General features: G+C 70.8%; 8 protein-coding genes and 1 riboswitch. Of the genes, 5 read left to right on the top strand and 3 right to left on the bottom strand.

What is annotated here, in order from left to right:
* Entirely contained in the window at positions 1-762 is a 762-nt protein-coding gene (locus tag ACY0MJ_RS07170) for a UDP-2,3-diacylglucosamine diphosphatase (RefSeq protein WP_462637662.1), read from the top strand.
* Positions 762-1,520 (top strand): M90 family metallopeptidase, encoded by a 759-nt coding sequence (locus tag ACY0MJ_RS07165; protein WP_462637661.1) that lies wholly within the window; start codon positions 762-764, stop codon positions 1,518-1,520. The genes ACY0MJ_RS07170 and ACY0MJ_RS07165 overlap by 1 nt, the downstream gene beginning before the upstream one ends.
* Positions 1,521-1,619: 99 nt before the next feature.
* Here the strand turns inward: ACY0MJ_RS07165 and ACY0MJ_RS07160 are convergent, their stop codons facing one another.
* Complete coding sequence (locus ACY0MJ_RS07160) at positions 1,620-4,382, bottom strand: DUF349 domain-containing protein (RefSeq protein ID WP_462637660.1); 2,763 nt, start codon at positions 4,380-4,382, stop codon at positions 1,620-1,622.
* A gap of 810 nt (positions 4,383-5,192) precedes the next feature.
* On the opposite strand from ACY0MJ_RS07160, the gene ACY0MJ_RS07155 reads away from it, so the two are divergent.
* The 3 genes from ACY0MJ_RS07155 (at position 5,193) to nrdR (ending at position 7,881) form a co-directional block, all read left to right on the top strand.
* Positions 5,193-6,002 carry a lytic transglycosylase domain-containing protein gene (locus ACY0MJ_RS07155; protein ID WP_462637659.1) on the top strand — a complete coding sequence of 270 codons (810 nt, stop codon included), beginning with the start codon at positions 5,193-5,195 and terminating at the stop codon, positions 6,000-6,002.
* 11 nt (positions 6,003-6,013) lie between these two features.
* Positions 6,014-6,146: riboswitch (ZMP/ZTP riboswitch) on the top strand.
* A gap of 33 nt (positions 6,147-6,179) precedes the next feature.
* Complete coding sequence (gene glyA, locus ACY0MJ_RS07150) at positions 6,180-7,424, top strand: serine hydroxymethyltransferase (protein ID WP_462637658.1); 1,245 nt, start codon at positions 6,180-6,182, stop codon at positions 7,422-7,424.
* A gap of 7 nt (positions 7,425-7,431) precedes the next feature.
* Positions 7,432-7,881: a transcriptional regulator NrdR gene (gene nrdR / locus ACY0MJ_RS07145; protein WP_462637657.1), complete on the top strand. Its 450-nt coding sequence runs from the start codon at positions 7,432-7,434 to the stop codon at positions 7,879-7,881.
* On the opposite strand, the gene ACY0MJ_RS07140 is transcribed toward nrdR, so the two are convergent.
* On the bottom strand, positions 7,878-8,420 hold the full coding sequence (locus ACY0MJ_RS07140) for a GspH/FimT family pseudopilin (protein ID WP_462637656.1): 543 nt from the start codon (positions 8,418-8,420) through the stop codon (positions 7,878-7,880). The two genes, nrdR and ACY0MJ_RS07140, sit on opposite strands and share 4 nt — an antisense overlap.
* 123 nt (positions 8,421-8,543) lie before the next feature.
* Complete coding sequence (locus ACY0MJ_RS07135; RefSeq protein ID WP_462637655.1) at positions 8,544-13,283, bottom strand: PilC/PilY family type IV pilus protein; 4,740 nt, start codon at positions 13,281-13,283, stop codon at positions 8,544-8,546.
* Positions 13,284-13,296: the final 13 nt, after the last annotated feature.

Here is a 13,296-nt window from a genome sequence, read left to right as displayed (position 1 = left end):
GTGCCGGCAGCGCAGGAACTGCGCGCCGCCCCCGGCTGGCGCAGCGTCGAATGCATCTCCGACCTGCACCTGCAGGCGGCGGAGCCCTCCACTTTCGAGGTCTGGCGGCGCTACATGGGCGGCACCGGCGCCGACGCGCTCTTCATCCTCGGTGACCTGTTCGAGGCCTGGGTCGGCGACGACGCCGCGCAGGCCGAAGGCTTCGAGCGCGAATGCGCCGAGGTGCTGCGCGCGACGGCGCAGCGGCTGCCGGTGTTCTTCCTCGCGGGCAACCGCGACTTCCTGGTCGGAACCGGGCTCGCGCGGCAGACGGGCATCACGCTGCTGGAAGATCCCACGGTGTTCAGCTTCGGCGCGCGGCGCTGGTTGCTGTCGCACGGCGACGCTCTGTGCATCGCCGACACCGACTACCTCGCCTTCCGCGCGCAGGTGCGCGACCCCGCCTGGCAGCAGGCCTTCCTGGCGCAGCCGCTCGCGCGCCGGCAGGAACTCGCGCGCGGCATGCGGGCCGAGAGCGAGGAGCTGAAGCGCAGCGGCCGCGACTATCCCGACGTGGACACGGCCACGGCGCTGGACTGGCTGCGCGCGGCCAACGCCGAGGTGCTGGTGCACGGCCACACGCACAAGCCGGGCGACCATGCGATGGACGCCACGCACCGGCGCATCGTGCTGAGCGACTGGGATGCGGCCGCGGCGCCGCCACGGCTGCAGGCGCTGCGCCTGCACGCCGACGGCCGCAGCGAGCGCGTCGCCCTGGCCTGATGTGGGCCTGGCTGCGCCGGCGCCGCCGCGCGCCGGAACTGCCCGACGCGCTGTGGCGCGCGACGCTCGCGCGCTATCCCTTCCTCGCCGAACGCGCCGGGGCGCATGTCGACCGGCTGCGCGCGCTCGCCGCGGAGTTCCTCGCGCGCAAGGAATTCCATGGCGCCGGCGGACTGGCGATCACGGATGAAATCGCGCTGGCGATCGCCGCGCAGGCGGTGCTGCCGGTGCTGCACCTGGGGCTCGCCTGGTACGACGACTTCGTGACCGTGGTCGTGCACCCCGACGAGGTGGTGGCCCGGCGCACCGCGATGGACGAAGCGGGAGTGGTCCACGACTGGGACGAGGTGCTGGCCGGCGAGGCCATGGAGGGCGGCCCCATCATGCTGAACTGGCGCGACGTCGCGCAGGCGGGGACGACGGCGGAAAGCGGCTTCAACGTGGTGATCCACGAGTTCGTCCACAAGATCGACCTGCGCGACGGCGCGCCGGACGGCTGCCCGCCGCTGCGCTCGCGCGCGGCGCGGGAGCGGTGGTTGGGGGTGATGCAACCGGCGTACGAGCGCTTCCGCGAGCAGGTGACGATCGCCGAACGCTTCGGCGGCGAGCCGACCTGGCTCGACCCTTACGGCGCGACGGCGATCGACGAGTTCTTCGCCGTGGCGTGCGAAGCGTATTTCGTGAACCGCGGGCGGTTCATGCAGGAGTTTGCGGAGCTGACGGCGTTGTTCGACGGGTTCTATCTGCCGTCGGTGTGATGCTGGGGTTCGCCTTCGGCTCACCGCCAGCCTACCCGAGGGGCGGCGGGGCTTCGTAGGCTGGCGGTGAGCCGACAGGCGAACCCCAGCGCCGCCCCCTCACCGCCGCAACAGCGCCTTCAACGCATTCTGCAACCGCCGCGCCGCCCCGGCCTCGTGCGCCGTCGCGAGCACCTTGGCGACGTCCGCGCCCCAGGTCTCCTGCGGCGACGGCTCGTGCCGGCGCGTGAGCAGCTGCAACTGCATCTGCCGCCGCGCCGCGATCTGCTCCGCCGGCGTCGGCACGTCCGCGGCGATCTCCAGGCGCAGCAGCGCTTCCGAGGCGTCGCCGGCGCCCGGCTGGCCCAGCGCCTGCGTCCACCCCTGCCGCACCTGCGGGCTCACCACCTTGCCCAGCTCCTGGTGGCTGGGCACCTGCTCCGCGGAGCGCTGCTCCCAGGCCGTCATGAGCTGCGTGATCGCCTCGCCGTGCGCCTGCACGGCGAGCTTGCGCAGCGCGGCCTGCGCGTGCTCCAGCGCCTCGCGCTGCGCGCGGAAGGCGGCGTCGCCCAGGCGCGGGCCCCGGTCTTCACGACGGTCGTCGCGGTCGCCGCGGAAGCCGCCGCCGCGGCGGTCGTCGCGCGCATCGCGGCCGCCCGGTCCGGGACGGCGCGCGTCGAAGCGGCCGCCGCGCGCGGGCGCGGCCACCTCGGGCCGGCGCGCGCCCGGCCGGTCGTCGCCGCGCATGGCCACGACGGGCTTGGGCGGCGCCTTGGGCGCGGCGGCCGGCGCCGGGGCGGCTTCGCCCTCGGCCGCGGCCGTTTCGCCTTCGCCCGGCGCCGCGGCTTCGGCCGGTGCGCCTGCCGCTTCGGCCGAAGCGCCGTCCGCCGCAGCGGCGGGAGCGGGCGCGTTCGCCGGCGCGGCAGCCGCCGCATCGTCGCGGGCGCGCAGCGCCTGTTCCAGCGCCGCCATCGCCGCGCGGATCTTCTGCGCGTCGCCGCTGCGCGTGGCGTCCTCCACGGCGCGCGAGGCATCCAGCACCGCGCGGTCGCGCGCGCTCATCGAGGCGGCGGCCTTCTCGCGCTCGGCCGTCTTGCGGTTGAAGGCGTCGTCGATCGGCTTGCGGAACGTGTCCCACAGCTTCTGTTCCTGCTTGCGGTCCAGCGGCACGGACTGCGCCTCGGCCTGCCAGCGCTGCTGCAGCGACTTGACGGCGTCGATGCGCAGCACCGGCGCCTCGCCCAGCTGGCGCGCTTCCTCGATCATCGCGTTGCGCCGCTCGACGCTCTGCTTCTGCGCCGCCTCCAGCGGCGCGCCCGCGAGCGCCATCGCTTCCTTCCACTGCGGCTGCAGTTCGGCGAAGGCCTTCTCGCTCAGGTGCCCCGCCTCGCGCCAGCGGTCGGAGAACTGGTGCAGCGCGCGGTTGAAGGCCTTCCAGTCGCCCAGCGCCGGCTGCGGGTTCGCGGCCGCCCAGGCCTTCACTTCCTCGATCAGCGCCAGGCGCGCGGCGCGGTGCTCCGCCGCCTCGCTCTTGACCTTGTCCAGCCACTCCTGCACCACCTTGTAGGCTTCGTTGCAGGCCTCGTCGAAGCGCTTCCACAGGGCGTGGTTGGGCGGGCCGCCCTGGTCGACCTGCTTCCACTGCTCGCGCAGGCTGCGCAGCGTCTCCTGCATCTTGCGGCCGCCGTAGCGCGGCTTGCGGGCAGGCGGCGTGGCCGGCGCGGCGGCGGGCGACACCGCCTGCGCTTCGGCTTCGGCCGCAGCCTCGGTGCCGGCCGTCGCGGCCGCGGGCGCCGTCGCCGGCGGCAGCGGCTCGAACAAGGCCTCGGCCTTGGCGACGAGCTCCTGCCGCAGCTGGTCGGCGCGCCAGCGCTGCCAGCCCTCCAGCTCGGTGGCGGCGCCGAGCGCGGCGTGCGCCTGCGCTTCCAGCTTGTCGTCCACCAGCCGGCCGTGTTCCTTCAGCGCGTTGCGCAGCGCGTTCGCGGCGCCGGCGCTCGCCTTGCCGTGGCCCTGCCCCACTTCCTGTTCCAGCTTCGCCAGCGCCTCGCCGACCACCTGGTTGGCGCGCGCGCGCTGCTCGGGATCGACCTTGGGCCTGGCCGGCTTGGCCGGCACGTTCTCGGCCGGCAGGCCGCGGGCCTGGCGCAGTTCGTCGGCCCACACGGGCACCGGCGGCAGCGGCGCGTTCGCGTCCGTCGCGGCGGCGCTGGCCTGCGCCACGGCGCTCTGGAAGGCGTCCCACACCACCTGGAGCTGCCCGCGCGAGGCTTCCAGCAGCGGCGGGAAGCGCGGGTCCACGCTGCTCCAGTTCGGGTCTTCCAGCAGGGCGGCGGCCTGCGCCTGCCACTGCGGCACGTCGGCGCGCAGCGCTTCGGCGGCGGCTTCCGCGTCCTTCCAGGACTTGGTGGACAGCACCTCGATGCGCTGCGCCAGCAGGACGGCGGCCTCGCGCTGGACCTGCACCCGGTTCTGCAGGTCCTCGATGCCGCGGATGCGTTCGGCCAGCTGCGTCTTGACGGTGGCCAGCGGCTCGCGGCTGAGGGGCGCGCCCGCCTTGGCGGCGTCGCGCTGCCAGGCCATCGCGTCGGCAATGTTCAGGCGCGGCTGGGCGAGCAGGTGGCGGGCCTTCTCGGCCCATTCGGCGGCGATCGCCTCCTGGCCGCGCGCGCGCTTGATCTCGTCGAGCTTCTCCCGCAGCGGGCGGGCCGCCCCCTTGTCGCGCGCGCTCAGTTCGCGGAACACCTCCTGCATCTGGTCGGCGCTGGGTTCGGCGGCCAGCCATTCGCGCACGCGGGCGGCGCGTTCGCCGGAGGTCGGCGCGGAAAAGGCACCCCCGGTCAGCGCGTCCAGCGCCTGGGTGTCGTGGGTCTTCAAGGTGCTCACTGCAGGAATCGTCGTCGGAATGGAAAGCCCCCGGAAGGGGGGCGAAGACCCTATTCTCACCGCGATTCGCGGCGCGGCGTGCGCCGCCCCAAATGGAAAGCCCGGCCAGGAGCCTGAAGCTGCCTGCCGGGCTGGACGGTCCGACCCGATGTCGCTGCCGTCTGGGTTCGCAACACGGACCGGGTGTCCGCATTGCGCCGGAAGCAAAGATTGCTTCCAAGAGGGGCCGGGGCTGCCACGGGATGTGGCCCTACCGGCTGACACCCGATCACTCGGGTGCAGACAAGTTAGGTCAGGGTCCCCCGCTTTTCAAATGCGCGTTTTCAATCGCGCGGGGCGCCATGATTGGGCGCCGGGCGGCGGTCCCCGCCATTCCGGACAGGCGGCGGCCCGCCGCCCGCCGGCCGACGAGCGGCCGCCGAGCACGCCACCAACGGCGGGGCGCTACCGATTTGCTAGCGACGGACCGCTGTCAGCCCCCGCCTGACACGGGACGGCGGCCTCCTCCGACGCCAGGGCGCGATGGCTCAGCCTTAAATTTTCCCCATTCAACAGAACCACGACGAATAAGAAACCATGCAAACATCCTTGACCCGGCATTTAGCGCCTGCCTAGAATCCGCCCCGTTCCCGGGCCGCCGCCCGGGCCAGACCAGAACCCGCTGCCGAACCCGGCGAGCCGGGCCGTGACAGGACCCCTCGCGAACGAGGCCCTCCGGTCCGACGGCGTACCAATCCAAACGGGGAGCCGAGGTGACCTGCCGCCCCAGCGCGGCACCCCACCCGGATCCACGCGTAGAAAGGAAGTGCTATGACAGCGCTAGGAAAACTGGGCCGGGGCGTGCAGACCTTCGTCAGCGACGTCGCCCAGGGCTTTTTCGAGATCACGCACAACGGCTTCGCGGTGGTGGGGCTGGCGGTGGTGTTCTCCGCGCTCACCCTCCTCGCCCGGCCCGACCTGCGCCAGGCCAGCGAATCGCACCTCATGACCTGGCTGCATGCGCGCCAGGCGCAGGCGCTCGGCCTCGTGCCCGAGCTCGATGCCATCGACCGCGCCACGGCCCTCAACCCCAAGGACCTGCCCAAGCAGCAGGCCGCCGTCGCCTACTGGCTCAGCAAGAAGTACCGCGTCGCGCCCGAGCCCCTGAGCGCCCTGGTGGCCGAGGCCTACGAGATCGGCGGCCGCACCCGCATCGACCCGCTGCTGCTGCTCGCCGTGATGGCCGTGGAATCCAGCTTCAACCCCTTCGCCCAGAGCCCGGTGGGCGCCCAGGGCCTGATGCAGGTCATGACCGGCATCCACAGCGACAAGTACGAGAGCTTCGGCGGCAAGCTGGCCGCCTTCGACCCGGTGACCAACCTGCGCGTCGGCGCCAAGGTGCTGCAGGAGTGCATCCAGCGCGCCGGCTCGGTGCAGGCCGGCCTGAAGTTCTACGTGGGCGCGGCGCTGCTGCCCGAGGACGGCGGCTACGCCGAGAAGGTGCTGGCCGAGCACGCCCGCCTGCAGGCCGTGGCCGGCCTCCGCCCCATCCCGCTGCCGGCGCCCCAGCCGCTGCGCACCGTGGCGCCGGTCGAGACGCCGCCGGCCAAGCACGCCGACGCCGCGGCCCCCGCCGTCTGAACGGGTAAACTATCCACGTACGCGACTGGCGATAGGCGCGCCGCCGCAAGGCCGGCGCGCTGACGTGGATTCCCCGGGGCATCGCGCCCCGCCAAACCACGGGGGAGCGTGCCTCGTGTTCCGCCGTTCGCCTGGGCAGCCCTTGTCATTGCACAGGGACATCTTCAGGACTGCCACATGTACGACCGCCGCATCCTCATCGAACAGACCGACCCCGAACTCTGGGCCGCCATCCAGGCCGAGAACCGCCGCCAGGAAGAGCACATCGAGCTGATCGCCAGCGAGAACTACGCCTCGCCCGCCGTCATGGCCGCGCAGGGCACCCAGCTCACCAACAAGTACGCCGAGGGCTACCCCGGCAAGCGCTACTACGGCGGCTGCGAGTACGTCGACGTCGCCGAGCAGCTGGCGCTGGACCGCGTGAAGAAGCTGTTCGGCGCCCAGGCGGCCAACGTGCAGGCGCACTCCGGCGCCCAGGCCAACGAGGCCGTGTTCCTGGCCTTCCTGAAGCCGGGCGACACCATCATGGGCATGAGCCTGGCCGAGGGCGGCCACCTGACCCACGGCATGGCGCTCAACATGAGCGGCAAGTGGTTCAACGTGGTGAGCTACGGCCTGGACAAGGACGAAGCCATCGACTACGACGCGATGGAGCGCAAGGCCCACGAGCACAAGCCCAAGCTGATCATCGCCGGCGCCTCCGCCTATTCCCTGCGCATCGACTTCGAGCGCTTCGCCAAGGTGGCGAAGGATGTCGGCGCGCTCTTCATGGTGGACATGGCCCACTACGCCGGCCTGATCGCCGCGGGCGTCTACCCCAACCCCGTCCCGCACGCGGACGTGGTCACCTCCACCACCCACAAGAGCCTGCGCGGCCCGCGCGGCGGCTTCATCCTGATGAAGCCCGAGCACGAGAAGGCGATCAACAGCGCCATCTTCCCCGGCCTGCAGGGCGGCCCGCTGATGCACGTCATCGCCGCCAAGGCGGTGGCCTTCCAGGAGGCGCTGCAGCCCGAGTTCCGCGCCTACCAGCAGCAGGTGGCGCGCAACGCCCAGGTCGTCGCCGAGACCCTGGTCGAGCGCGGCCTGCGCATCGTGAGCGGCCGCACCGAGAGCCACGTGATGCTGGTGGACCTGCGCTCCAAGGGCATCACCGGCAAGGAAGCCGAGGCCGTGCTGGGCCAGGCCCACATGACCATCAACAAGAACGCGATCCCGAACGACCCGGAAAAGCCGATGGTCACCAGCGGCGTGCGCGTCGGCACGCCCGCCATGACGACCCGCGGCTTCAAGGAAGAGGAAGCGCGCCTGACCGCCAACCTGGTGGCCGACGTGCTGGACAAGCCGCGCGACGCCGCCAACATCGCCCGGGTGCGCGAGCAGGTCAGCGCCCTGACCCGCCGCTTCCCGGTCTACAAATAGGCCTGCCATGAGGTGCCCGTTCTGCGGCCACGCCGACACCCAGGTGGTGGAGACGCGCATGGCCGAGGACGGCGGCTTCATCCGCCGGCGCCGCCAGTGCGCGCACTGCGAGAAGCGCTTCACCACCTACGAGCGGCCCGACGTGGCCTTCCCGGCGGTGGTGAAGAAGGACGGCCGCCGCATCGAGTACGACCGCACCAAGCTGCTCGGCTCGATGAAGCTGGCGCTGCGCAAGCGGCCGGTCAGCACCGAGCAGATCGACAACGCCGTCGAGCGCATCGAGGAAAAGCTGCTCAACCTGGGCGTGCGCGAGATCCCCAGCTCGCGCATCGGCGAGCTCGTGATGCGCGAGCTCAAGAAGCTGGACAAGGTGGCCTACGTGCGCTTCGCCAGCGTCTACCGCAGCTTCGAGGACCTCGACGACTTCAAGCTGGTCGTCGACGAGATCCGGCGCTAGCCGCACGATTTCAATTTCACCTGCTGCGTCCGCGGCCGCCCGGTCGCGTTGATCACCACCTGCCGGCCCGTTCCGGGCTCGGGCGAAGCGCTGCACAGGGTCAGCGTGCCCGCCTGGAAGCCGCCGCCCGCCAGCTTGGTCGCGCCGCTGGGCGCATAGCTCACGTACTTCGCGACGCTGGAGGTGCCCGTCAACCTCAGCGAGCCGGCGAGCGCCGGCTGCACGTGCAGCAGGGGCTCGGCAGCGGACCGCTGGCCGTTGCCGTTGGCGTCCGCGAAGACGATCCAGCCCTGCTGCCAGCCGCCGGCGGCCGCGCACGACTGCCCGTCGGCGGACTTGCACATCACGACGCGCACGCGGCGCTTGATCGCCTCGCTGCGCGTGAGCAGCAGGCCCCCCAGCAGGTCGCTGCCGGCCGTGGACAGCTGCATGCGGCGCACCAGGAAGCCGAACGAGGGCACGGCCGCCGAAGCCAGCAGGGCCGCCACCGCCAGCACGATGACGCATTCGACGAGGGTGAAGCCGCGGGCCCGGTCCATGGCCGCCAATCTAGGCAGGCGCGCCGGCGGCCGGAAGCAAATCAGGCCGCCCGGTGGGCGGCCTGATTGCGCGGCGAGGATGCCGAAGACCGCACTAAACCGCTGCGGCCCCGGCGCGGAGCGCTACTTGCGGTACCAGTAGGTGCGCTTGAGGTTCTTCGGGATCACGGTGCCGATGTTGCAGTTCTCCAGGGCGGAGGTGCAGGGCGCGGTGTTGGTGCCGCCCGCCTGGGTGCCCGACATGCCGCAGCCGATGCAGAACTTCTCCTGCGTCTCGGTCTTGTTGCCGTTGGCGTCCGTCTCCGTGATCGTGATCAGGCCCGTCACCGCGCTGGGCGGCAGGCCGCCGCCGGACAGCTCGTTGCGCGTGATGCTGCCGGTGAAGGGGCTGATCGCGTACGCCCGGGCGGCGCCGAGGTTGGCCACGCAGGTGTTGGTCTTGTCCTTCGGCTGGTTGGTCGAGAAGAAGATCTGCCCGTTCACCGCCACCGGCGCGTTCACGCCCTTCTCGCCCAGCGTGGCCGTCTTGCTCGCGTCGGGCTTGTTGGTCGCGTCGTTCCAGCCGGCGCCGACGAAGTTGATGTAGAAGCCGTTCTTCGTCCCGTCGTAGGTGAGGTACGTGGCGTTGAACAGGTCGGTGTCGCTGGCCGTGACGTTCTCGGTGACCGTCCCCGTGCCCGACGTCGACGTCATCACGCTGGTGTTCACGTCCTTGACCATGAAGAACCGGTCCTGGACGTGGTACGCCGAGAAGGTGTTCGCCTCGTCGCGCAGCGGGTGCTCGCGGTCGCCGGACACGATGGACAGCGCGTCGTATGACTGGGGCGCGCCCGCGGCCCGCACGCTCAGCACCGCCGGCGGGAAGAAGAACTTCCGCGGCGTCGCGCCGGCCGCGCACTCGCCGGTGTTGCACCCCAGCTGGGCGATGCGCGTGACCTTCCAGTCGCCGACGGTGCCCATGCTCACGTCGGCGCGCCACAGGTTCCCGCCCAGGTCGCCCCAGTAGAACTTGTCGGTGAAGCCGTCGAGGTCGCGGTCGACGAAGGCGATGTCCGCCGGCGTCGCGTACTTCATGCCGCTCACCTGCCGGCAGTTGGCCGTGCTGGCGGGGCAGGAGACGCTGGCGCTGAACACCTTGGCGCCGGTGAGCGCGTCGATCACGAAGATGCCGCGGCCCATGGTGTCCCCGCTCGGCGGCTCGGCGTCCTGCGCCGGGTCGTAGCCGGCGCCGAAGACCAGCACCGGGGTGCGCACGAGCTTGCCGGCCACCATGGTGCCGTAGTTCTGCAGCAGCGTCAGGCGCGGGCGCGACCAGGTCTGGCCCAGTTCCTCGAAGCCGGTGGTCTGCTGGCTGATCGACCACAGCACCTTGGGCTGCAGCGGCTGCGTGACGTCGATCGCGTACATCAGGCGGCCGCCGCGGCGCATCGTCAGGTAGATGATCGCCTGCTCGATGCTGTTGTCCGGCTTCAGCTTCTGGTACACGCCGGTCGGCCCGTCCACGAAGTAGTCCTTGGGCTGGGCCGTGGACAGGAAGGAGCCGGGGAACTTCAGCTCCGGCGCGTTGGCGCGGTAGCGGTTGATCAGCTGGAAGTGCTCCGGCAGGATCAGGCCCCACAGCTCGCCGCCCGCGGGCACGGTGACGTCGCTGGTGACCGTGCCGGAGGTGACGGTGCCGGTGATCGCGTTTTCCTGGTTGCCGTTGACGGCGCGGTAGACACCGTCGTTGGAGCCGTAGAACACCACGATGCCGCGCGAGTCGCCGTAGTTGATCACCAGCGGCCGCGAGTGCAGCACGTCGCCGTGGACGGACGGGCGGACCGTCACGCCGTTGCCCGGGCCCTTCTCCTCGCCCTGGTTGTCCTGGCCGCGCAGCCACCGGATCATCACGTCCTTGTCGGGGGACGTGTTGCCGCTATAGGCCTGGATGTTGTTGCCCGTCGCCGGCGAGGCGGGGGTCAGCGGGATCGGGCCGTAGGTGAAGCTGCTGCAGCTCGTGTCGGCGCCGCAGTTGATCTGGAAGGTGCCGACGTAGCCGGCCTCGCTGGCCGGGGCGGCGCCCGACGCGGCGCTGATGTCCACCGTGGCGCCGTTCACGAAGGAGCCGCCGACCGTGACCATGCCCGTCACCGACGCCAGGTTGCCCGTGCGCTTGAGGTTGCCCGTGGCGATCGTGCCCGTCGCGCCGGCGCCCGGGACGCTCACGCTGCCGAAGCCGGTGGCGGCCTCGGGCGGCGTCGCCGTGATGTCGAACTGGAACGTGTTGCAGGTGCCGGTGCAGCGGATGGTCGCGCCGCTCACCAGGTAACCCGCTTCGTTCGGGAAGCTGCCGGTGCTGGTGATGTCCACCTTGTCGCCGTTGGCGAACCACTTGTCCGGGGCGCCGGTGGCGGTCGCCGAGGTGGCCGCCGTCGTGCCGTCGCGCTTCAGCGAGATGCTCTTGCCCGTGGTCGACGGCGCGACGCTGCCGGCGCCGCCCGACTTGGAAGCGTTGCCCGAGGGCGTGGCGATGGTGAAGCTCCGCAGGCCGGTCACCGAGGTGATGACCTGGGCGCCGACGTAGCCGCCGGTGTTGCCCTTGTAGTTGGACCCGGAGATCGTCACCGTCTGGCCCACGTGGAAGCCATGGTCCTGCGCCGTCTGGACGGTGTACGTCCCGCCGGAAAGGTCGATCGAGTTGATCGCCACCGACCGGGGCGAATGCACGGCCGTGTAGCTGTTCAGCGCCGGGCTGACCGGGTAGACGGGGATCGAGAAGGTGAACTTGTTCGCCGCCGGCTTGGTGGCGATCACCCAGGTGCCGTTGAAATCCGCCGGGGTCACGCCCGAGATGCGGATGGTCTGTCCCGCCGTGTACGGGGTGTCGACGGAGGTCGTCACCGTGACCGTCTCGCTGTTGGAGCCGGTGGTGGTGCTGGTCGTGCGCTTCAGGTCGGTGATCGTGTAGGTGCCCCCCGAGCCCGGCACGCTGACCGTGTACGGGATGGTCGACACCGGGTTCGGGTAGTCCGGCAGGCCGTCCATGGTGAACTGGGTTCCGTTCAGCACCGTTACCGTCTGCGTGCGGTTGTATTCCGGCTGCCCCGCGTTGCGGATCGTGACGATCGAGCCGGTGCGGAAGCCGTGGTTACCCACGGTGGTGATGGTGGCGGTCGTTCCGTTGCGCACGATGGACGACACAGGGACCGTCAGCGCCGAGCCGAAGGAGGCGGCGGCGATGTTCGTGTTGGTCGTCGAGAAGTCGTTGTCCGGGTGCGCCAGGTCCTTCTCGCACGGGTTCGTGATGTCGCCGTCGCCCTGCGGGCAGTAGGTGTACACCCGCCGCGGGTTGACGCTGGTGCCGCTGGCGCCCGCGAAGGTCGCCGTGAGGTTCTGCTTGCGCAGCTGCTGGGCGACGCCGCCCTTTTCCACCACCTCGCCGTCGGCCATGTCGTAGCCGTGCGGCGGCGTGCCCTTGGGGTCGTTGACGAAGAAGCCGCCCTTGCTGTCCGGCAGGGTGGCCGTGTCCTTGTAGGTCCAGAAGCTGATCGCGTCCGGCGCCAGGAAGCCCGTGCCGCCGGAGGTGATGGCGGGCTTCGGGCAGCCGGTGCCGGTGCAGGCGTCGCCCATCACCAGGTTGCCGGAGCTGTTGCGGATCAGCTGGTACTGCTTCAGGTTGCCCAGCCAGCGCGGCGCGCCGGAGGAGTCGGGGCGGAACATGCCCAGGAAGATCTGGTTCAGGTAGCTGCCCTCGGCGTTCACCGACACCGGCAGCGAGGCGGACGAGAACACGCTGTTGACCGCCTGCACCTCGTTCAGCGCCGACGCCAGCGCGGCCGCCATCTCGGACGCGTTGCCGACGCGGAAGTTCTTGCCGCCGCCCTTCTCCGCCATCTTCGACAGCAGCGCCGGGTAGTCCGCCGTGCACTGGTTGCTGTTGTTGTCGATGATGCCGATGGAGTAGGTGGTGATGTTCTGCATCCCCTCCTGCGTGCTGGTGCCCGCGTCCTGGGAGAACATCAGGCGGGCCCACTCGTCCGCCCAGTTCTCGGACCAGTCGTTGCTGTTGTTGGCGGCGGGCTTCGAGGTGATGTTCTTGGAACCGCAGATCGCCGGGTTGAAGGTCACCGTCTCCTTGATCTTGGCCTGCAGGGCGGTGCTCGCGCCGGCGGCCGCCAGCGCGCCCGTGCCGGAGTCGTTCTCGTTGGCCGGCGTCTTGTCCGTATTGCCGATGTAGATGATGAAGTTCTTCTGGCAGTCCTGCAGCAGCGAGGGCGAATAGGACTTGCCCGAGAGGCCGGTGCGGCCGTTGTAGTAGGCCCAGGCCTCCTGCATCATCGCGCCGGAGGCGGCGCTGTTGACGGTCACGTTGAAGGCGTTGCTGCCGCCGCTGTTGTCCTTCTGCCACTGCTTGACGAAGTTCGTGAGGCTCGCCTTGTTGTTGGTGTCCATCAGCGCGAGCTTGCGCAGCAGGCAGCCGCCGGTGCCGCCCTGGCAGACCTCGTGCCAGCCCAGGTTGGTGGTGGGCCGCGACTCGGTGGCGAAGTTGTTGGCGTTGCCGACCATGATGCCGATGTTCAGCGCGCCGTTGGGCAGCGAGTTGATCGCGTCGACCAGGGCGCACTGGATCACGCCGCCGGCCGTGCCGCTGCCGAGGGAGGGTGCCTCGTTCGTGCCCTGGTAGCCGCTGCAGCCGCCGCCGCCCCAGGTGGAGGCGATGTTCGAGCTGTTGTCGATCACGAACAGCACGTTCGGCGTGCCCGACGTGCCCGCGTTGTCGACGTAGATGTCGATGTCCTCCGCGCGCAGGTTCGTCGAAACGGCGGCCAGCCCGAGCGTGAGCAGCATCAGGAAGGCCTGGAAGATGGTTCGTAGTTTTTTCATGACAGCTCCTGCG

Source organism: Ramlibacter sp. bp-362, assembly GCF_054956735.1.
This window is presented reverse-complemented; position numbering and strand designations above follow the sequence as displayed.

Excerpts from the sequence above, each read along its gene's own strand:
- ACY0MJ_RS07135 (WP_462637655.1), bottom strand. The coding sequence starts at position 13,283 with ATGAAAAAACTACGAACCATCTTCCAGGCCTTCCTGATGCTGCTCACG.
- ACY0MJ_RS07155 (WP_462637659.1), top strand. The coding sequence starts at position 5,193 with ATGACAGCGCTAGGAAAACTGGGCCGGGGCGTGCAGACCTTCGTCAGC.
- glyA (WP_462637658.1), top strand. The coding sequence starts at position 6,180 with ATGTACGACCGCCGCATCCTCATCGAACAGACCGACCCCGAACTCTGG.
- ACY0MJ_RS07165 (WP_462637661.1), top strand. The coding sequence starts at position 762 with ATGTGGGCCTGGCTGCGCCGGCGCCGCCGCGCGCCGGAACTGCCCGAC.
- ACY0MJ_RS07140 (WP_462637656.1), bottom strand. The coding sequence starts at position 8,420 with ATGGACCGGGCCCGCGGCTTCACCCTCGTCGAATGCGTCATCGTGCTG.
- nrdR (WP_462637657.1), top strand. The coding sequence starts at position 7,432 with ATGAGGTGCCCGTTCTGCGGCCACGCCGACACCCAGGTGGTGGAGACG.